The organism is Thalassotalea montiporae (genome assembly GCF_053485855.1).
In genome coordinates, this window is sequence record NZ_JBQRUO010000002.1 from 770,382 (window position 1) to 793,433 (window position 23,052).

The following is a 23,052-nucleotide window of genomic DNA, read 5'->3' on the forward strand; positions in this document are numbered from 1 at the left end:
TGTGGATAAAACATTTAACTTGTTTGCTTCGGCTTTTGTATAAAAAGCGACCAAAGTTCAAACAAGGGGTAAAAGATTACCAGATAATTACCCCATTACCAGAAGATTATTAAAATTTTTTGAACGTTATTTGACAGGCTAAAATAACTAAATTTTCTAAGACACAATTCATAAGGGCTGGCGAATAACCGAACACAATTTAGAAGAACTATCCTGCTTCAAATTGAGCTAATACATCAAGATAAAAAGCATACTCCAAGGCAACTTCGCGATACTGGTTAAAGCGCCCAGATTGGCCGCCATGGCCCACTTCCATATCACACTTAAACAATAAGGAGTTACTATCCGTTTTGTATTCGCGGAGTTTGGCAACCCACTTAGCAGGTTCAAAATATTGCACCTGTGAGTCGTATAAACCTGAAGTAACAAGCAGGTGAGGGTAGGCCTGTCGCTTAATTTGATCGTATGGCGAGTAACTTAATATGTAGTCATAGTAGGTTTTGTCATTAGGGTTACCCCATTCATCATACTCACCACAGGTCAATGGCAGACTTTCATCTAACATAGTTGACAGCACATCAACAAAAGGAACGTGAACCGCGCACGCCAAGTAAAGCTCTGGTGCCTGATTAAGCGTAGCGCCAATTAACAAACCGCCAGCGCTGCCGCCGGTTGCCAACACTTTGTCAGCTGCGCCATAACCCAAAGCGACTAAGGCTTGCGTGGCATCAACAAAGTCATTGAAGGTATTTTGCTTACTTAACATTTTCCCTTGTTCATACCAATGGCGACCCAACATAGCAGAGCCGCGCACATGGCAAAATGCATAAACAACGCCGCGGTCGAGTAAACTCAATCGGCTGTAAGAAAAATCAGCGTCAACATTGAACCCATAGGCGCCATAACCATCAATCAATATCGGATTTTCACTCGGGGTAAACTTATCTTTGCGATAAACAAGTGTTACGGGCACTTGCTGGCCGTCACGCGCGCCAACTTCAATATGCTCACAACAATAATCTTGTGCATTAAACTCACCGGCAACTTGGTGCTGTTGCAACAGGGTTGGTTCGCCAGAGCTTAATTCAAATTCAAGTACCGATTCTGGTGTAGTCATGCTGGTATAGTTAATACGCACCCGTTTAGCCGCTAAATCAAGATTGTCCTGAAAGTAGGCGGAAAAGGCAGAGTCATTAAACTCAAGCATAAGGTCTTGCCCAGAATCTAAGCTCTTAACGATAAACTGTGGCAGCCCCTTCACGCGTTGACTAAACACTAGATGTTGATTAAACACCTCAAAGCTTTCTAGCAGTGCATCTTCTCTATGCGCAACAACTTCATGCCAAGTCGATTTATCGGCAATAGTACTTATGCTAGTCGTGACAACTTTGAAATTTTTCGCCTGCCAGTTAGTTAAAATAAAAGCGCGATCATCAACTAACTCCAGCCAGCAAAGGTGATTTTCTTCTTTTGGCAAGAGTGTAACTACTTTGGCAGATTCATCATCGGCACTTAACAAAGAAACACCACTCGACTCTTTGGTGCCGTAATAAATAATAATGCTCGCCTTATCTTTGCTTTTAGCAATTTGAGTCCAAAAGCGTTGATCCGTTTCTTCGTACAAGAGTTCATCGTTATCTTGCGTTGTGCCCAGCCTGTGACGATACACTTGATAGGGTAATAAAGTTTGCTGATGCATTTTTACGTAGTAAAAGCTGCGACCGGTATTACACCAAACCAGCTCCCCAGAAGTATCAACAAGTTTGTCGTTTAAATAGCTACCATCTTCAATATTTTTAACCGATACCTGATAGAGTCTATCGCCATTGGTATCTTCTGCAATCGCGGCATAGGTGCCATCCTCACTCACTTCAATTGGCGCAAGATCATAGTATGCATGCTCTTGGGCGCTCACATTTGCATCGAGTATCTGCTGAGCTCTATGCTTTTGCGCCGACGCATCACGCCAGTAAATAGGGTATTCAGCATCCCCAGTGTACTCATGCCAATAGAAATGGGCGCCGTATTTGAAAGGGACTGACTGACGTTCTTTTACCTGCCGAGCAACCATCTCTTGAAACAAGCACTCTTGTAATGCTTCGGTGTGGGCGAGCGCTTGTTGGCAATGTGCATTTTCAGCACTTAGGTGAGCAATCACCTCTGACGATTGCTTGCTGTCATCTCTCAACCAATAGTAATTATCGACACGTTCATGGCCATGCATTACCAGTTTATGAGGCTGTTTTTTGGTGTCAGGAGCTGTGGCCATTTTAATTCCTCTATTAATTACCTTTGCACTGGTATTTGAGATTTTCATTTTTTGAGTGATTCGCCAATCAATTCACGCTAAAGCTATTGTTCAGCATACCGAATTTTGAAAAGTGTTCTATGCTAAATAACATGAAAATTCATCGTTTTAAATGGATGTTGAACGCATTTGCCATACTGCTCATTCTTATGAGTACCCTTGTTCACCCAGAAACTAGTACTAACTCACCTCTCGCTAATCAAGCTTCAATAGCTTTGAAAAAAGAAACGCCTACTTCGAACAATAACTTTTTACTGAACAAACCGGACAACAGATTTAATGGCATCGCTGGCGACGAGAATAACTATCTATTTTCGCTAGCTGATGATGAAGCAATGCTGGTTGAAGTGACGCAAGAAAACGCTGATATCACAATAAAAGTTTCCAATAACGAGACCGAACAAGTTGTTTTTCTCGCCAGCATTCCAATGGAAACTCTTCACCAAGAAATCATCTTAGTCACTAGAAATCATTGCCAACATTGCAAAGTGAGTGTCTTACCCACTGAAAATGTAGATAAATCTGGCCGCTACTCACTAAGTGCAGAACGTTTAATTGTTCAAGAGGATTCTGAGCGTATTGATGTTGGCAAATTGCTAACCCAAGGTGCAATCGCATGGCAGAAAAACAAACTCAATAGCCATTCATTAATTACAGTACAAGATGCCTATGAAAAGGCTATCAAGCTCAGTCGCTATAATCATCAATTGAGCTTATCTGCCTTATATTTAGCGGCTAAAAGTGCTCACTGGCAAAGTGACTTCGAATCACAAAGAAAGCACCTTCAACAACTGACTGATAGGTTATCAAAGTCAAATCAAAAGTATTGGTTCTTGGCTAAATTCAGCTTAGCTACAGTCAGCTTTTTTGAACATGACTTGGCTAAAACAAGTGAGCAATTACAAGCATTAATCAATGATGCTAATCAGCTGATAAAACCGTATTTTATTGCTGAGGCACAAAATTTACTCGCCCTCACCAAGGGCAATTTGGGGCTCTATAAGCAATCCGTTAAGCTCTCGCTCAAGGGAGTCCAATTTTATTTAACTGACGGGAATTGGCGAAGGGGATTAGAAGCGCAAAATAATCTGGCATGGGCATACTATCGTCAAGGGCAACTTTCACAAGCTGAGAATCAATACCTGCAAGTCGCCTCACTCGCTAGCAAAGTTCAATTTAGATCCGCAAAAGTACAAGCAGAAATTGGTCTGGCTGATGTCTATCGACGAATGGGAGATTTTCAACAGGCACTAGATGCTATCGACAAGGCACTTGTGCACAGCGACCAATTTTCAAGCGAACTTATACACGGCAGGGCGTTGCAGGCTAAAGCACAAGTACTTCTGAGCACCGATATGTTTGAGCTTGCTAAAGACGGTTTTGAAGATGCGTTAGCAGAATATCAACGACAGAATGCAATAGCGGATATTGCTAATATTGAGTACTTTCTATCGCAAGTACACTACGAGCTAGAAGATTATTCACAGGCTGAATTTTATGCAAAAAACCTATTAAAAAACGATCTCAACAAAGGCAATCCTTATGATATTGCTACCAGTTACCATCAGCTTGCTAAATTAGCACTTTCCCAGCAAAAGCTAACACGTGCTCTTGAATATCAAGAACAAGCTGTTACCTATTTTTCGACAGTTGAAGATGAGTATCAACAAGCCAATTTATTAAGCTATACAGCGCTGATACTTGCGTTTAATAATCAGCCGGTTAAAGCAAAGGAGCTGTTCTCTAAAGCATACAAAGCGCAATTAAAAAGCGAAGACAATAATGGCTTATTAATGACTGAATACTACATGGCAAAAGCCGCCAAAGTAACCAATGACTATGCTCGGGCTTTGTATTACGCGAAACAAGCAACGCATCGCTTAAGAAAACAACTAAGTGAAGAACGTAAAGACATAAAACAAAGACTGCTTGCACAAAAGTTAAATTTAGTGAGCTTACTTACCTCGCTTATGCATCAACAGGGTGAATCCCCAATCAAAACCCTTGCCTTGTCTGAATCATTCCGCTCAATGACCCTTAATCAGCGCCTACAACAAGTAAAAAGCACGAATTCCTTGTCGCCAGAATTGCAACAAGAAAAACAAGTTTTAATCAAAAATCTTCACAATGAAGCAGTTAATTTCCATCAACTAGCTAACAGCGAAAAACGGGCAGAAACGTTAAAAAAAGTGCGAAGTTTAACGCTCAAGTTACAGCGCATAAATGCCTTTAATACCAGAGAAAAAAGCCCAAAGAATAACAATAGCAAACATATCGACAATTTAGATTTGGCACTATTCCAACAAACCTTAACGAATAATGATCTCGTCTTATATTTTGATACCGCGCCAGAACAAAGCAGCCTTTGGCTTATGACTAGCGAAAATGTAGAGGTTCATCAACTCGCTGGCGAAAAAGTCATTCAACAGCAAGTAATTGAGTTATTGTCATCAATTAGCGTACCTCCTGCCAGACGAACTTCAGCTAGTAAAACCACGCAAAAAAATGCCATAGCAAGGCTTAGCAGTACCCTACTCGCCAACTTATCTATCGATTGGGGAAAATTTCAAACACTCACCATTGTGCCCGATGGCCCATTAAGCTATTTACCGTTTTCACTACTCACTATTCCAGAGCCCACCAATGAAAACAAAGTGGGTCTATTAACCAAGCAAATTTCGTATGCCCCCTCTCTGACCGTTCTTAATACCCTAAAAGCTCGGCGTTCACGACAAACAGACAAGAGTATTTTTCTTGTAGCTAACCCAAGAATGGCTGAAGACCCTCGATTTGCAAGGGTTAACACCAATAATCTCAGAGGTGGCTTATTCACCAGTGAATTACCGTATAGCCAAAAAGAAGCCGATAGTATTATGAGCCTCGCGAATCAGCCGGTTACTCCACTAATTCGCGAGCAAGCAGATAAAGAGAACGTATTAAAAAGCTTATCAAAGCGCTATCAAATACTGCACTTTGCGACTCATGGCGTTGCCAATAGTCGCAGCCCAGCTTTGAGTGGCTTAGTACTCTCAAATGCTAATAGCAGCAATAACCTGCTGCTAGCGCCAGAAATAGCTAACTTAGTAATTGATGCAGAATTGGTTGTCTTAAGTGGCTGTCAAACGGCTGTTGGGCCACTAGTTAATGGTGAGGGCTTGCAAGGGTTAAGCCGCGTTTTTTTCGAAGCAGGTGCAAGTCGTGTTATCGCCAGCTTATGGGCAGTACAAGATGATGCAACAGCCCACCTAATGTCGTCTTTCTATCAATTTTTGCTGATCGATGGGCTAGCTCCAGCAGCAGCCTTACAAAGCGCCAAACTAGCAGTTAAGCAATATCGCAGAAAAAATGGCCGTAAGCCTTGGCAGGACCCTTTCTACTGGGCTGGCTTTACCCTCCAAGGCATAGGAGGAAGGTGGCATGAAAGCAAGTAACTGGACGATAAAACCTGAGCAGTCAGAAGCTGAAATTGCAGCGCAACTCGTCGCACAAATAATCAATGGAAACTCCGAAGCGGAAACTGCGATGGTTAGTCGCTACCAGCGTGGTTTGCTATTTATGTTAAGGCACAGATCTAAAAATGCTGCGCTAGCAGAAGATATTAGCCAAGAAACTTGGCGCCTAGTCATCGAGAAAGTAAGAGCTGGCGAGTTGAAGAACCCGGACAAGCTGGCGTCCTTTATCGTTCAGATAGGTAAAAATCAGCTGTTAATGCACTACCGAAAGCAGCAGCCCCACCAACAATCAGAAGATAGGCCACCGTTACACGAAACTGCCGAAGTTCAAGAGCAAGACCATCCACAACATATTCTGGAAAAACACAATAATGCCTTGCTGGTAAGACAACTTATCAACGAGATGCCAACACACCGCGACAAAGAATTGATACTCAGGTTTTATTTACACGAACAAGAAAAACAGGCCATTTGCCAAGAATTAGACTTGAGTGTTAGTCATTTCAATCGCGTGTTATTCCGTGCCAGACAGCGTTTTAAGGCGCTGTGGCAAAAACATATGGGCAAAAACAATAGCCATCCGAAAGTATTCGACAGTTCATAAATGAAAAATAAGTGAGATAAACATCTAACAACGTGCACTAACCAACCAGTGCCGTTTACAACGAATAGGCAAGTAGTACCGATAGGAGTCAGCTGTGAATAGCCAAGAAATAGACGAACAACAATTAATTGAGCGCTATATCCTCAATCAAATGAGTGAAGATGAGATGACGAAATTTGAAAGCTATTATCTTGCTAACCAAGCGTGTTTGGAGCAGCTAGAGCTTGCTGAAAAACTCTACGAGGGCATACAGGCAAATGCTTCTCTACTAGCACAAGAAATACCTTCAACTCGTGACTCAAAAGCGGCTAACCAGCGCCATTGGTGGCAGCAAAAAATTCCTGCTTGGTCGCTAGCTGCTGCCATTTTGATTGCGATTATACCTAATCAATATATGCAGATTGCCAATAACGATTCACATCAAATAGCAGAGTTAAATGTAATTGGTCTTTCCTTAGCGGATACTCGAAGCATAAATGAAATTATTGATATCAATATCACAAAAAATCAGCAAGTTATATTATCGACATATATAGATACTGAACTTGATGCATTTACATATCCAACTTATCGCTTAGAACTTATTTCATCGGCAACTCTTTCAACGGCTTGGTCTAGCCCACATTTGAAACGTGACAATAACGACATGCTTTTCATCAACTTAGGAACAAATAACTTCAAATCTGGCAGATACAAATTTTCACTAATAGGAATAAACAAGGAAGGAGGTGAGTCAACACTTAAAGCTGGCGTAATATCACTCAACATTCTGTAGTTATTGGCGTGATCTAATCGAACACTTAAATAAGGAATTTCAACATGAACAACCCTACAGAAAAAACTTTAAATAGGCTCAAAAATAAAAAGCTGCTAATAACATTTTCCGAGCCTGACTCTTCGTCATGGGATGATTACACATTTTTGACTGACAAAGATAATGGTAATTTAACTCTCCGGTTAACTGACGAGCAAGGAAAAGATGTTATTTCTAGCGGCAGTTACCCACCTAAAATATGTCCAATATTTGGTGGCATTGCCCACGTTATTATTTACCATTTTAAACTGAATGGTGATACAAATAATCAGGATTACTTATTATTATTATTTCATACATTACTAACAGATCGGTTTTTCTATTATTCATGTGCAGTCGATAAAAGCCTTGGTATTTTTTCAATTGACCCGATGTCCAATAAAACAAGATCAGGAGGCGGAAGAGAAATTGATAATTAATGTAATATATATCCTCATTTTAATACGGCAGTAACGATTAGTATGTTTATTGCCGTTTACAATCTTAATAGTCCTTTAAGGTCTAACTTAACTTTTCAATAATCAACATCGCAAAACAAAGTGAGATAATTCAAAGCTTCAGCGCACTAACCTTTTGCCCTACTGAAAAGGAGCTGAATATGAATACATCAGATCAAACAAAACCAGTAAACGACAGTAAACTCGTCGCTCTCCTAAATACTGCCAACAATATTATTGGCAACCCGATTGGCATTCTAACAGCAGTTATTGGCACTATTACCCTGAATATGACAGTGCTAAACGAGCAAATAACCGACGTAAATGATGCCTCATCAAAGTTAAATGGAGTTATAACTGAGTTAACTCAACAAGTGAAAGTGTTGAGTAATCTAGACCTAGAAAAACGATTAGATCGTATCGAGAGCAAATTGAGCGACGTTGAAAAGCAGATGCCTCTGGAATTTCGACAATTAAGTACCGAACTAAGCCTTTTGAAATCAGAGATTGACAGTCACCAGCAAGCGCAACTTTCGCAGCTTAATCTGCTGACTGAGCGTTTTATTGATATCAACAACGCCACTCAAAACACTGAACACCATATTGCTAATATCGAACAAACTATTACTAGGGTGCCTCGGTATATGGCGATGTTTAGTTACATTTACTTCAACTTGGAAAAACACATCAAACCACCAACGCCGACTCAAATTAAGTACTCGTCACAGCTAGTTAAAGATTACTGCTTACTTAAAAGTATATTCTTTCACGATATCCAGTCTCCTGATCAAATGTGCCTAGATGAGCATCTGAACCCACAGCAAACACAAGAAACTTTTTCACAGGTGAGATAAATCGACGCATTGCTGCACTTGTTTAACGCGGTAACCAAGAAACAATGAATCAGACAAACTTAGATTAAGGATAAGGATGACGATTATGGCCCCCAAAAAAAGTTTAAATAAACCAGATGACGCAATCAGTAAACTCAACTTTCATCTGCCTAAAGTAACCACAAGTAATGTCGTAAAATCGGTAAGCCAACTTAGCAAAGCCGCATCGAATGAAAATGGAGATCGGTTGTCTTGGGCACAAGATATCTATGATGTCCCCAGCGCTTGGTGGCAAACCCAAGGAGAAAACGTCACTGTTGCCGTTTTAGACACGGGCGTTGACACTGACCACCCCGATCTAGCTGCTGGACTAGGAAAAATCAAGGACTTTACCGGCGATGGTATAGAAGATGTCAACGGCCATGGCACACATTGCGCAGGCATAGTGGGTGCCAGGCTCAACGATATAGGCTTAGTTGGTGTTGCGCCCGAATGTAATTTAATGATTGGTAAAGTACTAAACAACCATGGCAGCGGTACACACGAATGGATAGCCGAAGGCATTTATTGGGCGGTCGATGAAGGCGCAGACATCATTTCGATGTCGCTTGGCGGTGTGTATATGTCGCCAGATATTTATCGCGCCATTCAATATGCCCTATTCTATGGTAAAGCTGTTATTTGTGCAGCCGGCAATGATGGCATTTCGGCCTACAATAACATTAATTACCCTGCTAAAAATGGTGGCGTGATTACCGTTGCTTCACACGATACATATACCAGTACTTCTGAGTTTTCATCACACGGTGGAGAACTAGACTTTATGGCACCTGGCAGTGATATTTGGTCTACATATCTTGATGGCGGGTATGCAAAACTAAGCGGTACCTCTATGGCAACGCCATTTGTAGCGGGCTTATCTGCGCTGATTGTTTCCAAGCACAAACAGTCTGGTCAGCACGGTACCCCTGTTGAAAACTGTGAGGGGTTGAAAAATCATTTAATGGTTATGGCATCGCACCCCCATTACCACGACAGTTACTCAGGTTACGGGGCGTTATTGCCATTTCGCTACTTTAACGCTTAACACCTGATTTGACAGCACTTACTAAGTAAGTGCTGTCTACCTATAAAACTTCTGATACGGCTAGGTGAGACAAAACTCACCGTAACAGCACTAGTTCAATGTCACTTAACAAACCGACATTTACAAGGACTAGAAAAATGAAAAAAACACTAGCGAGTTTACCCCTACTTGTTGCCATTTCGTCGCTCTGCTCTCAAGGCAGTTTTGCTGCAAAAGCACCTCAATCGAAAGATGAAATTGCTTCTGCATTTGGTTTAACAAAACCTGTCCCGCAGTTCAGTAAAAATTGCCAAAGTGCTTATGCAGTCGACAATATTAGTGAGCTGACTGAGGGCGATAAGTGGGCCGATAAACTGGAAGAATTCAATTACAGGATTTCCTTCCAACTGGAACAGTGTGTTGCCGCCTTAAACTCGCTGAACAAAAGCGGTGGAAGTGATATACACATAAAACAAAAAGCAATATCAACGCAGGCAACTAAAATCATGTCTTACGTAGCCAACGTTCTGAGTGCTTTCAAGCAGTGGGCTGAGCAGAATGACGCTTATCAAAGTGATATTGTTATTGCGACACTCAGTCATATTATCGAACCTCGTTTATCAACAATCAATGATGCTAAGCTAGCACTAAAAGCTTCAGAATTGGCCGGCTACCGAGAGAAATTTGCAAAAGACGAGAATGTCGATATTAAAAAAGCAGTAAAACTCGCCGATGAAATCGCACAAACGCATCTAGAGCAATGCACGGCAGAAATTGCGATTAAAGAGCCTGAAAAATTACTCAACAAAGATGAGTGGCATTCAAAAGTAGCCGCAATTAGCACCCAACTCAACAATCAGGTCGACAGCTGCATAAAAGCGCAAAAAGACCACAAAATTGCCAACAGTCCAGACCAATTTGGCCAAATTTCAGACCAATTAAAGCAACTCAAACAGACCATTATTGAACTTAACGAGCGCTACGCTGTTATTGCGACAAACGCCGATAGAGATCTCGCATTAGACTTAGTTATGGCGCTGAAAAAAACTGAAAATCAAATCACCCAAAAAGTCAATAAAGCACTCAAGGTTGATGTTATTGAATATGAGCTCGCACCATGGCGAGAAGAAGCCTTTACTTATCAATTTTATGTCGGAGCAGAGGCTACCAGTGTTAATGAGTTATTCGAGGAAACCAATGCTAGAGTTGGGCTACAAGTCTACAACCGACTGTCGCGTGAAATTGAAGAGTTGCGCGCTGTCACCAATGCAAAGTGTATTGCAGGCCAAAAGTGCTCTGACTGGTCTTTTAATAATCTTCATATCTTCGGCAATGTGAACATTATGTCGGTTGGTGAGCATACCTTTGTTGAAAATAAACTAGATAAAATGGCCGCTCAGTCAGCCAATGTAGGCTCAGATAATGATCTGGCAATGGAGCCAGATTCAGATCAAGCAAGCAACACTGCTGAACCAGATATTGAACAAGCATTGGTGGGCGAAATTGGCCTCTTTTCACCTTGGTACGTCGCTATCCGTGGTGATATTACTAAAAAGAGTTATCAAGAATTTATGATAGGGCCAATTGTCACCGCTGGCTTTAATTTTACCGACAACGACCAAGATAATTTCAACACTCGCTACTATTGGGGTGGTCGATTAGCTCACAACGAAGAAGCCTATTTTGATGTGCTTTATGGTAAGTCGGAAGGTATCCCTGGTCACAGGGTCGAGCTAAGGGGGCAATTACCCGTTGGCACCTTCGCGGGTGGCAGGATGTTTGTTGGTGCTCGAGCTAACGTAGGTATTGATGATCGCAAAGATGAAGCAGAAGACGCTTGGCAAATCTATGTGCAATGGCAAACCAGCTTTGATTCATTGTGGAACAAAAAAGACGAAGACTAACGCGTGATACACGTGAAATCAAAAACAAGTGCATTAATTGTTAATTCGGAATAGTTAGAGGTTTTTAAGATGAAAAACTCAATAAAGTCTGTGTGGAGCAACCCCAGTAAGGCGATTAACGCAACCCTTTTTCCGTTAGTAGTAAGCACGTTAGTCAGTTATGCCGTGGTTAACATTGACCAGCTGTCTGATCTTATTCGCATCACTGAATATGGCACTTTTCAACAACTTCTACTCACTAGCGTAGGGCAGGTCTACTTCAGTTTGGTTTGCTGGCTAAGTGCCCGTTTTTTGTTAGATGTTGGGCAAGGCAGCCAAGTTAAGTCTACCGACTGGAATTTAGCGACGCCACGCTTTAACTCCATAGACGAAAAGAGTTACTACGGTGGAAAGTGGGGAAAATTCTTACCGAGAATTTACGCCATTTTTTTACCTTTAGTGATATTTGTACATGCGTACAATGCTCAATACTTCAGTCTAGCCATATCGTCAATTATGGTCATCTTGGTGGTGTTCACCTTCTTGACGTTTCGACGCAATATTACACAGACACTTGCTGGCATAAACAAACGTTCAAAATTACTTTTTAAGCCTTACTTTTGGTTTGTGATTATTGGCATTGTATCTTTGTTTACCGCGTTGCAAGCGATATTTGACCCCATAGAATCAGCAAAAGACCTAAACGGACTAGCTTTGATTTTTTGGGGAATAGGGTCATTTATGTACGGTAGCATTGTCTTTGTTCACTTATTGTTTTGGCCCTTGTTTAACAAACTAATGAAACTTATTAAACAAGATAGGTTTTGCGTTTCTCGGCCTTTCCCTACCATCACAATACTTTTAGTACCTCTCATCATATCGATAGTGGTGAGCACCGATAATCATTCTATTCGTTATTTAGAGACTACTAACAATAAGCCTTTACAAATTGCGCCAAAGTTTAAAAACCTTGATGAAGCATTGAGTATTTATCAGCAATCACCAAACAAGCGATATATTCTTGAGGGTGGTAAAAAGTACATACCAACATTTTTGATCGCTAGTGAAGGCGGCGGTGTAAGAGCTTCTTACTGGTCATCAGTAGCACTGGGTATACTCGAGGACAAATACCCAGATTTTCATCAGAATGTTTTTGCACTCTCCGGTGCATCAGGTGGCACTGTTGGCAACATGTTTTTCCTCGCCGCGCTTAATGCAAAAACTAATCACTTGTCTGACCCTAGTCGCCAATGCCAGTCAGAACTTACTGAAGTTACAAACGTATTTACGCACTATCGTTGCTTACTAAAAAAAGTAGCGGGTGTCGATTACCTATCACCGGTAACCACTAGCTTTTTATATAACGACTTACTTTATCGTTTCTTACCACTACCATTTTGGCGCGAAGATAGAGCAACCGTCTTAGAAAAGTCATTTGAGAAGGGCTTTGCAGATATTTTTAACAAGAACACATTGGCAAAGCCATATCATTCATTGTACTACTCTGCAGACTCTAAGGCTCAAGAAAACGCTTGGTTTCCAGTGTTTATTGCACCAACAACAATTCAGGAGACTGGTCAACGTGCTATAGCATCTCCTTTTCGCAGTATCGAAAGCGACTTCATTCATACCGTAAGTATGGAAAATGTGTTCCAATCCCAGTTCAAAGAGAAAACCACTGAATGGCAGAGTCTTGAAAATAATGAATTCTATTTCCCAGTCAGATTAAGTACCGCAGCGACCAATTCTGCCCGCTTTCCCTATATAACGCCTAAAGGCTCGTTTAACCCTGACTTAAATTATAAAGAAAAGCTACATACTGCAGATGCAGGTTATTTTGATAACTATGGAGCTATTGAAATAGAGCACATAATTAACGCTATGGCAGCAATTAGCAGTGAAGACGAAATTTACGTGCCGATATTATTAGTGTTAAAAAATTCAGCTAAATACGTTACTCACGACAATACAGTAACAAGTAATACTTTTGATCCCAATCAGGGCTTAGATTGCCACAGTTCCTGGCCATTTAATGAAATTACGGGACCAATACAAACACTGGCTAGCGTTCGCGGATCTCACTCAACAACAAATCTGGTTCGCTTGATTAATCACCCTCAATTTGCTGAGGACCAAAACGCGAAGCAGGCTGGGTTATCTGCAAGTGTTATTGTTCTAGAATATCAGTCAGAGTCGAGTTGCAATGACAACAATAAAGATGACCCAGCACTAGGCTGGTGGATATCAAAACACTCACAATCGCAAATGGATAGGCAGCTCGTCAATATGACAAGTGAAGACTCTTCTAAAATGAAAGTTTTTGAGAGGCTTTACCGCGATAAAAGATGAAACCGCTTGCGCAGTATCGGTAACAAAAAAGCAGCTAGTTGGAAGCTAGCTGCTGATAGGAAAACTGAGCCTAAAAACCAATAGGCCATGGTCGTCCTGTACTAATTACATCGTAACAAATTCTTCAGCCGAGGTCGGGTGAATCGCCACCGTATTATCAAAGTCAGCCTTAGTTGCGCCCATTTTCATCGCCACAGCAAAACCTTGTAGCAATTCATCGCTGCCAAAACCAATTGAGTGAATACCGACAATTTTCTCTTCTTTGCCCACGCATACTAGCTTCATGCGTGTTGGGTCGCGGTAATCTTCGGTAATTGCTTGATAAAGTGCAGTAAATTGCGAGTTATACACCTTAACCTGATCTTCACCGTACTGCTCAATCGCTTCTTGCTCGCTTAAGCCAACTGTACCGATAACAGGGTGACTAAAGACCACTGTGGCGACATTTTCATAGTCTAAGTGCTCGTATGGTTTATTGTTAAATAAACGCTCACATAAACGGCGACCAGCAGCCACAGCAACAGGCGTCAACTGCACTCGGCCAGTGTTATCACCCACGGCATAAATGCCGTCTACATTGGTGTTTTGGTATTTGTCGGTTGGAATAAAGCCACGCTCGTCGGTTTCAACACCCGTCGCTTCAAGGTTAATTTGATCAGTCGCTGGCTCGCGACCAATCGCCCAAATTAGGGTATCAACTGGGCCAACCGTCTTACCGTTTTCAAGGTGAACGGTTAACTGGCCGTTATCGTGTTTTTCAACTTTAGTTGGCACACTGTGATTGTGAAGTGTTGGGCCATGCTTTGCCATTTGCTCTACTAGCGTGTCACTTAACATTTCATCAAAGTCGCGCAATGGTTTTTCTTTACGCACAAGCAAGTGTGACTCTGTACCTAGTGCATGTAAAACGCCTGCTAACTCTACAGCGATGTAACCCGCACCAACGACAGCAGCTGATTTAGGTTGCTCGGTTAACGCGAAGAAACCATCCGAGTCGATACCATACTCAGCGCCTTCAATGTTAGGAACGCTAGGGCGACCACCTGTTGCGATGACAATATGATCAGCAGAGTAAAGCTCACCATTAACTTCAACAGTATTTTTGTTAACAAACTTAGCAAAGCCCTGGATAACCGTGACGTCATTGGCGGTAAAACCACGCTGATATGCGGCGTGAATGCGCTCAATGTACGCTTCACGGTTTTTAATTAAAGTTGCCCAGTCAAAGCTTTGCAGTGGTGCATTGAAACCGTAATCTGGCGCATAGTGCAATGCGTCGGCAATTTGCCCTGCATACCACATCGCTTTTTTCGGCACACAACCAACATTTACGCAAGTTCCACCAATTGCCTTCGCTTCAATTACGGCTGCTTTTTTACCATGCCTCGCTGCACGGTTAGCTGAAGCAATACCGCCACTACCTGCACCAATGGCGAGAAAATCAAAATGTTGAGTCATAATTGTGTACCTATAAACCTAATCGTTTTGTTATCGTTAATTAATGGGGGAGAAAGCGCAAATTACAAGCTTGCACATACTGCTTAACACTTACCTAACCCCTTCCTAACCCTTAGCGACCGTACTAAACTCATTTTTATTCTCTGCGAGTTTTTCTGTTAGCTCATCCATGACCAGCGGCGAGTAATAAAAATAGCCTTGAATCATGTGGCATTGATGATCAACCAAGTACTGAAGCTGTGCTTCGGTTTCTACACCTTCAGCAACACAGGCAATGTTTAAACTTCTTGCCAATACCAGTGTTGAGTCTACTATTGCTTCGTCTTCTGGCGATTCGCCAATACCACTGACAAAACTGCGATCAATCTTAATAATATCAAGCGGTAGCTGTTTGATATAAGACAATGATGAATAGCCAGTACCGAAATCATCTAACGCTAAGCGACACCCCATAGCAGAAAGCGTATTGATGGTTTCTATCGCTTTTTCTGGCTCGCTCATAAATGCGCTTTCGGTTACCTCTATTTTTAACGCGCCCGCAGGAATTTGATAGTCATTAAACTTGTTTTCCAAGAAGGTGACCAAACTGGCATCAGCAAAATGTTTGGCTGATACATTAATCGACAAGTAAAAATTAGGGCTCAGCGCGCGCCATACTTTAAGTAGTACCAATGCCTTGTCGAGTGCAATTCCCGTCATGGTGGCGATCAAACCCATTTCTTCGGCAAGCGGAATAAACTTGTCAGGTGATACTAAGCCCTCTTCACTCTGCCAACGCATAAGTAATTCAGCACCAATAATCTTGCCTGTGTGGGCATCAATCACTGGCTGATAAACATTGAAAAACTCGTCGTTTCTCACCGCCTGCTTAAGACTAGACTCCATGGTTAACCGCTGTTTAGCTTCCAAGTTCATGCGCTCGGTAAAGAACTGGAAGTTATTGCGGCCTTGTTGCTTGGCGTGATACATCGCAACGTCAGCATTGCGCAGTAGCTCGTCTTGCGATCCGGAATCTTCAGGATACATCGCAATACCAATGCTGGCGCCAACACTCACGGTGGTGCTTTTCAGTTTTACAGGCACCTCAACCACATCAATAATTTTTTGCGCAATGCGGCTTAAATCATTATGCGACTTAAAATGCTCCACCAACACAACAAATTCATCGCCGCCAATACGGGCAATTGTGTCGTCTTCCCTAAGTGCACTGTTGAGACGAGCGGTGATTTCTTGCAGTAGCAAATCACCATAGTCATGGCCGAGCGAGTCATTAACCTGCTTAAAACGGTCTAAATCAATGAAAAACAGGGCAATAGTGTGTTGCGCGCGACGTGCCTGTTCAATACCGTGCTTAATGCGTTCAAGTAATAATGAACGATTAGGTAAGCCAGTTAGGTGGTCATAGTTGGCTAATTGTCTAAGCTCGAATTCAGCTTTTTTCTGAGCACTGATATCGGTCATCACAAAAATATAGTGATGCGTATTATTCACTTTATTTTTGCTGACACTGATATTCATTAACACGTGGTACTCTTGACCTAGCGGTGTTTGAATCAGCTCTTCACCGCTATAGTGACCTTTGTTTTTCAAAGTAGGTAACAGCTCAAGATAATAATCACTGCGCTTTTCTGTTAGCCCGAATAGCCCTCGATGGTAGTCAAACTCTTCATTTTTCCAGCCGAAAACTTGGCCCATTGATTGATTAACCGTGACACGCTCAAAATTCTCATCAATGATCACCACCCAGTCTTGGGTATGCTTAAAGGCATCCCCAAAGTTTAATGCACGCTCTTCATCAGCACGCGTTTGAGTAATGTTCGAGTAAGATCCGGTTACACGATCTGGCTCACCATCGATATTGCGGGTCACAATTTTGCCAATATCTTTGTACCATAACCAATGGCCGTCGCTGTGCTGCAAGCGATAGCTGCATTCAAAGCTGTCAACGGGCGAATCGCTAATCAGAAACGCGTGCCATTTGGACAAAAACAACTCTTTGTCTTCTGGGTGGATCAAGTCAACGTGAGTTTCAAAACCAAGCGATGTATCCGGAGCAGCATAGCCCAAATCTTTGGTAAAACGCTTGGCATAAATACGATTCGATTGGTTTTCCCAGTCCCACACCTCACTATCACTGCCAGTAAGTGCGAGCTGTAAGCGATGTTCTCTTAACTTCACCGCTTCGTGTGCAGCAATTAATTCTTGCTGTTTGTTGGCCCGCCAACGAAGCCAAATAAACAAACACACTAAGACACTAAACCCGTAAAAAACCTGGGTTACTGGTGCTCGCCACAAAGGATAAGAAACACTGAACGACAAGGAGCTAGGCGCAGAAATCTCGCCTGTGTAAGGCGATTTAGCACGCACAATCAGCTCATAGTCGCCAGAACTTAAACTCGGAAAAGTAACGTAGTGCTGACTGGAAAACGGCGCGTTTATTTCAGTAGGACCAACGAGCTGGTAACGATATTCAATAGTGTCGCGATGTAAGAATGAAGACGTAGTAAAGTCGACACGAATACCAATATCACTGTGCTTGAAGGAAAACGTCTGATCATTATTAATAAATGTAGGGACAGTTAAGTCACGTGATAACGTACTGACGCCCGCAAATTTAACGCTAAAGTCTTGGTTAATGGCCTCATTTTGGTTGTGCAGTTGAATAGGGTTAAAAATACTTAAGCCCAGCATGGTGCCATAGGCAAGCTTGCCATCGGCCATTGCAAGGTATGCATCGGCATTAAATTCATTAGTGGCTAGGCCATCGCCAATATCGAACTGGCGCAGGTGCCGAGTGTTTTTATCCAATCGATAAATACCCACTTGGCTAGCAAACCATAAATGACCCTCAGCATCAGTCTTTACACCATAAATATGCTCATCTAAGGAAGTGCTAGCAGCGTCAATAAATACTCTAGATTCAAGGCTTAAACCATCAAGCCCAAACAAACCAACACCATCATAGGCGACCCATAAAATATTGTTATCATCTAACGCTAGGCTATTAATCTCGGCGTGACGAAACTCTTGGTTGTGATGAAACTGATAAACCAATTTCAACGAATCAAGCATTGGGTTATAGACCCAGATACTATCTTGAGTGGTTAATACTAACTGCTCAGGCCATAATGCCACATCGGCAAAAACTCGCTGAATTTGGTCAGGTGATAACACCTTGTTAATTGCATCAAGTTTTTCCATTTCACCAGTTTTTAACGAAATGCGCCCAGCCCCTTCAGAGCCAAAAAACCATAAACTTTGCTGCAATATGGCAAACGTATAGTGCTCACCATGATGTTGACACAGCCACGCTTGAGTTGCCGCAGAAAAAGGTTCTGACACGACCCGCTCTAAGCGCTTATTAAAAGGCCTAATTCCTTGCTGTGTTCCAACCCAAAGTGTATCGCCGTTATCAACTAGTTTGGTAATGTCGGCGTGTAAATGTCTAGTGTGTTCGTGTAGGTCGATAGCATAGTGTTTAACTGTTTTAGTCTCAGTATTGATGCGGTTTAGTACACGACCCGTACTTGCCCAAATAATCTTCGGGTCTTGGCTATCTGCAGTCATGGCGTATACACCGCCTAGACCAAGTCCGCTTACTTCTTCATTTAGAGGGCTATTATTAGCAGTGCTAACATGCTCAACATTCCAGATGAGTTCACTGTTTGGATTCCAACGATAAACCCCATTTGACTGTGAACCAAACCAAAATATGCCACTGTTGTCTTTGGTAATATCCAACACATCATTGTGTGCAACATGTGGGTTAATATCAGAAAAGCGAAACAATAACTGATAAACGAAATCTGCCGATAAAGGGGCGGTTGTATCTATAGTATCGAGCAGGCTTTGATTTACTCGCACCTGCATCACACCTTCGTGCGAGCCCACTAGCACTTTATCTTGCTCAGCATATAACGAACGTACACCATGCATAACGTTCGGATGAACAACGGGCAATTCAGCCAAATTGTCAAAGTAACTAACAAGGTCGGCAATCTCAAAAGTGACCAAGCCAGCTTCCGTAGCAACAAATACGTGACCACGCCAACTAACAAAGTCATACAAACGATTGGCCTCAAAACCGTCTAAACTCATGCTGGAAACAGCCTGATTAACCACTAAATCTAAGTGATTAACTTGCCCAGTGGATAACTCCAGAACAAAGGCGCCTCGGGGGGTAGCGACCAATAAAAATTGCTCAACTTGATACACCCGCTCAATAAATTCGCCAGCTTTTAATTGGTCAGTTAAATCAAGCACCAATTCAACGTGCTTGCCCGCTTGGCTGTATCGCAGAACCTTTTGCCCTATCGCAAGCCATGGCGAGTTACCGGTATTAGGTTTATAAGCTGCATCAGCGGTTGTGATAACGAGGTCGGTGAGTAATTGATAACTATCGGTTTGATAGTCGTATCGGTAGATGCCTTTACCCGGCATGGTCAGCCAAACAATACCTTGTTCGTCTTGTACGATTTGCGTCACTGCATAGCGTTCAAAATCACCTTCGGGGCCAATTAGCGAACGCATGGTGTATCCATCGTAAATATTGACACCATGCTCCGTGCCTAGCCATAAGTAACCATTAGTGTCCTGCATCACAGCAAAAACACTGGCACTATTAAGACCATCAGCCACACTAATGTTTGATAATGACAAACTGGTGTTGCTGATCGCAAAAACAGAGCGCGTGATTAACACACTCAGCAATAGCAGGCACCACATTATTCGACGCAAACTAACTTATCCTACACTAAAAAAAGAAATACAAAGCTAACCCAATATTATGCCGAAATTTATGCTGCTCGTATTGCGGTAACACAAGGTAAAACAAAACAATACAATTGGTTTACACGCTAATACCCATAGCCATCACCAGTACACACAAGAGCAAGCATTTAGCTACAAAAGTTAGAACTAACATACAATAAATATAGTGCGACTCTTGAATTACGCGACTACTGGCTATAAATGTATAGCTGATAACAACTGATGCCGAAGGCTTACTCTATGACAAATCCATTATTGCAATCACATGCTCTACCACAATTTTCAGCGATTAAACCAGCGCACGTAAAGCCTGCCGTTGAACAAGCCATTGCTGATTGCAAGCAGTGTATCGACCGAGTGTTAACCGAAAATGATACATTCACATGGCAAAATTTAGTGATGCCGATTGACGAAGTTGATGATGTTTTAGGAAAGTTATGGTCACCAATATCACACCTAAACTCAGTGTTAAGCAGTGATGAATTGCGTGAAGCCTATGAAAGTTGTTTACCGCTGCTGTCAGAGTACGGCACCTTTGTTGGCCAACACCAAGGCTTATACCAAGCCTATAAACAGCTTAGCGAGAGCGAACACTACCAAACGCTAGATACTGCACAACAGAAAGTCATTGATAATGCACTTCGCGATTTTAAACTCTCGGGTATTGCCTTAGCGCCTGAGAAACAACAACGCTACGGTGAAATTGTGGCGAAACTATCTGAGCTAGGCTCTAACTTTAACAACAATTTACTCGATGCAACACAAGCATTTACCGTCAATATCACCGACGAAACAGAATTAAGTGGCCTACCCGATAGCGCGAAAGCGGCAGCAGCCCAACTTGCACAAGCTAAAGAGCTTGACGGTTGGCTATTTACCTTAGATTTTCCAAGCTACTTGCCGATTATGATGTACTGCGACAATCGCGAACTGCGCGAGAAAGTGTACCGCGCATTTGTTACTCGCGCGTCAGAACTTGGCCCAAATGCAGGTGAATTCGACAACTCACAAGTAATGAACGAGATTCTTGCACTGCGCCACGAACTTGCACAACTGCTTGATTTTGAACACTACGCCGATAAATCACTGGCAACCAAAATGGCTGATTCGAGCGAGCAAGTGATCGGCTTTTTACAAGACTTAGCGGCTAAATCTAAACCTCAAGGTGAACAAGAGCTGACAGAATTACACGAATTTGCCAAAGAAAAACATCAAGTTGAAGCATTAGCTGCTTGGGATTTACCGTACTACAGCGAAAAGCTTAAGCAAGAGCGTTACGCGATTTCTGACGAAGAGTTACGCCCGTATTTCCCTGAACAAACCGTTGTTGCCGGCTTGTTTGAAGTGGTCAATCGCTTATTTGGTTTAACCATTAAACAACGTGATACCGTTGATGTATGGCATCAAGACGTTAAATTCTTTGACGTTTACGACGAAAATGAACAGCTACGCGGTAGTTTCTACTTAGATTTATACGCTCGCGAGAAAAAACGCGGTGGTGCTTGGATGGACGATTGTGTTGGTCGTCGTGAACTAGCCAACGGCACTGTGCAACTGCCCGTTGCTTACCTAACTTGTAACTTTAACGGCCCAGTAGGGGACAAACCCGCGTTATTTACCCATGATGAAGTGGTCACCTTATTCCACGAATTTGGTCACGGTATTCACCATATGCTAACGCAAATCAACGCTTCTAGTGTTGCCGGTATTAACGGTGTTGCATGGGATGCCGTTGAACTACCAAGCCAGTTCTTAGAAAACTGGTGCTGGCAGCCTGAAGCCTTAAGCTTCATTTCAGGCCACTTTGAAACAGGCGAGCCACTGCCACAAAGTATGCTAGACAAAATGTTGGCCGCGAAAAACTTCCAGTCAGCAATGCAAATGTTGCGTCAGCTCGAGTTTGGTTTGTTCGACTTCACCATGCACGCACAATTTTCACCAGCAAAAACCGAGCATATTCAAACTGTGCTAAACGATGTACGCGCGCAATACGCTGTGGTAAAAGCACCTGAATTTAACCGCTTCCAACACAGTTTTGGTCATATCTTTGGTGGTGGTTATGCAGCGGGCTACTACAGCTACAAATGGGCGGAAGTGTTATCAAGTGATGCTTTCTCACGTTTTGAAGAAGAAGGTGTGTTTAACCAAGACACTGGCCGCAGCTTCTTGGTGAACATCTTGGAAAAAGGTGGCTCACAAGAGCCAAGCGAGCTATTTAAAGCCTTCCGTGGTCGCGAGCCTGAAATTGATGCGCTACTAAGACACAGTGGCATTCAAGCAGCTTAGGCATTGAATTTAGACTCTACACAATGAAACTAGAAGCTTTCGATAAACTCTATCAGCGCGCCGCCGAACGCAAAGGCGGCGTTGCGCAATTAAATTTACTGCTACCACCGGTTGAAGAGCAGGGCGCATTAGCCTTGCTACCCGATGATCGCTACTTGGCGGCATTCACGAAAAAAGTGTTTCAATCAGGCTTTGTTTGGCGTGTAGTCGAACAAAAATGGCCAGACTTTGAAGAAGTGTTCTTCGGCTTTGATATCGAGAAAATCTTGATGATGCCAGAAGATATGCTGGAGAGAAAAGCCGTCGATCCGAAAATTATTCGCAACTTTAATAAGGTAAAAACCATTAAAGCCAATGCCCAAATGATTTTTGAAGAGCAGCAAAAGGGTCATTCATTTGCAGAATTTATTCAACACTGGCCAAGCGACAATATTATCGGCCTATGGGCACACCTGAAAAAACATGGTGCCCGTTTGGGTGGCAATACTGGCCCATACTCGCTGCGCGCGCTTGGTAAAGACACCTTCTTGCTGTCGCGCGATGTGGAAGCCTACTTTCGGGCGCACGACTTAATCTCGGGCGGGTTGCAAACCAAAGCCAGTTTAAACACCATTCAAACTGCATTTAATCGCTGGCAGCAAGAATCAGGGCTGAGCTTAACTCAGCTTAGCCGCCTAGTGGCTTATGCCACTGGCGATAACTACATCCAAGTACATGAGGACGACAGCTAATGGCAGACACAAACCTGCAAGTTGCCGTTGCCTATGTTCACAAAACCGATGTTGATCTAGC

Annotated in this window: 13 protein-coding genes; 10 read left to right on the forward strand and 3 right to left on the reverse strand. The window is 42.5% G+C overall.

Annotation, left to right across the window (positions count from 1 at the left end):
• Nucleotides 1-208: 208 nt before the first annotated feature.
• The gene (locus tag ACSLUR_RS09885; RefSeq protein WP_448554076.1) at nucleotides 209-2,269 is read right to left on the reverse strand and encodes a S9 family peptidase; all 2,061 of its coding nucleotides are present in this window, start codon (nucleotides 2,267-2,269) and stop codon (nucleotides 209-211) included.
• A 131-nt stretch (nucleotides 2,270-2,400) separates the two neighbouring features.
• Here ACSLUR_RS09885 and ACSLUR_RS09890 point away from each other — a divergent pair, with 131 nt between their 5' ends.
• The 8 genes from ACSLUR_RS09890 (at nucleotide 2,401) to ACSLUR_RS09925 (ending at nucleotide 13,746) form a co-directional block, all read left to right on the forward strand.
• Nucleotides 2,401-5,739: a CHAT domain-containing protein gene (locus ACSLUR_RS09890; RefSeq protein ID WP_448554078.1), complete on the forward strand. Its 3,339-nt coding sequence runs from the start codon at nucleotides 2,401-2,403 to the stop codon at nucleotides 5,737-5,739.
• On the forward strand, nucleotides 5,726-6,364 hold the full coding sequence (locus tag ACSLUR_RS09895) for an RNA polymerase sigma factor (RefSeq protein WP_448554080.1): 639 nt from the start codon (nucleotides 5,726-5,728) through the stop codon (nucleotides 6,362-6,364). Before ACSLUR_RS09890 ends, ACSLUR_RS09895 begins: the two co-directional genes overlap by 14 nt.
• A 94-nt stretch (nucleotides 6,365-6,458) precedes the next feature.
• Nucleotides 6,459-7,139, forward strand: coding sequence for a hypothetical protein (locus ACSLUR_RS09900; protein WP_448554082.1), 681 nt, complete (start codon nucleotides 6,459-6,461; stop codon nucleotides 7,137-7,139).
• Between the two features lie 44 nt (nucleotides 7,140-7,183).
• Nucleotides 7,184-7,597, forward strand: coding sequence for a hypothetical protein (locus tag ACSLUR_RS09905; RefSeq protein WP_448554084.1), 414 nt, complete (start codon nucleotides 7,184-7,186; stop codon nucleotides 7,595-7,597).
• Between the two features lie 179 nt (nucleotides 7,598-7,776).
• Nucleotides 7,777-8,469: a hypothetical protein gene (locus ACSLUR_RS09910; RefSeq protein ID WP_448554086.1), complete on the forward strand. Its 693-nt coding sequence runs from the start codon at nucleotides 7,777-7,779 to the stop codon at nucleotides 8,467-8,469.
• An 85-nt stretch (nucleotides 8,470-8,554) separates the two neighbouring features.
• Nucleotides 8,555-9,535, forward strand: coding sequence for a S8 family peptidase (locus ACSLUR_RS09915; RefSeq protein WP_448554088.1), 981 nt, complete (start codon nucleotides 8,555-8,557; stop codon nucleotides 9,533-9,535).
• A 137-nt stretch (nucleotides 9,536-9,672) separates the two neighbouring features.
• A complete protein-coding gene (locus tag ACSLUR_RS09920; RefSeq protein WP_448554090.1) occupies nucleotides 9,673-11,418 on the forward strand; it encodes a hypothetical protein in 1,746 nt (581 codons plus the stop codon).
• 69 nt (nucleotides 11,419-11,487) lie between these two features.
• Nucleotides 11,488-13,746: a hypothetical protein gene (locus tag ACSLUR_RS09925; protein ID WP_448554092.1), complete on the forward strand. Its 2,259-nt coding sequence runs from the start codon at nucleotides 11,488-11,490 to the stop codon at nucleotides 13,744-13,746.
• Nucleotides 13,747-13,851: 105 nt separating this feature from the next.
• On the opposite strand, the gene gorA is transcribed toward ACSLUR_RS09925, so the two are convergent.
• Entirely contained in the window at nucleotides 13,852-15,204 is a 1,353-nt protein-coding gene (gene gorA / locus ACSLUR_RS09930; RefSeq protein WP_448554094.1) for a glutathione-disulfide reductase, read from the reverse strand.
• A 105-nt stretch (nucleotides 15,205-15,309) separates the two neighbouring features.
• Nucleotides 15,310-19,941: an EAL domain-containing protein gene (locus ACSLUR_RS09935; RefSeq protein ID WP_448554096.1), complete on the reverse strand. Its 4,632-nt coding sequence runs from the start codon at nucleotides 19,939-19,941 to the stop codon at nucleotides 15,310-15,312.
• Nucleotides 19,942-20,214: 273 nt separating this feature from the next.
• On the opposite strand from ACSLUR_RS09935, the gene prlC reads away from it, so the two are divergent.
• Nucleotides 20,215-22,260 carry an oligopeptidase A gene (gene prlC / locus ACSLUR_RS09940; protein WP_448554098.1) on the forward strand — a complete coding sequence of 682 codons (2,046 nt, stop codon included), beginning with the start codon at nucleotides 20,215-20,217 and terminating at the stop codon, nucleotides 22,258-22,260.
• 23 nt (nucleotides 22,261-22,283) lie between these two features.
• Nucleotides 22,284-22,991 (forward strand): DNA-3-methyladenine glycosylase I, encoded by a 708-nt coding sequence (locus tag ACSLUR_RS09945; RefSeq protein WP_448554100.1) that lies wholly within the window; start codon nucleotides 22,284-22,286, stop codon nucleotides 22,989-22,991.
• Nucleotides 22,992-23,052 lie beyond the last annotated feature (61 nt).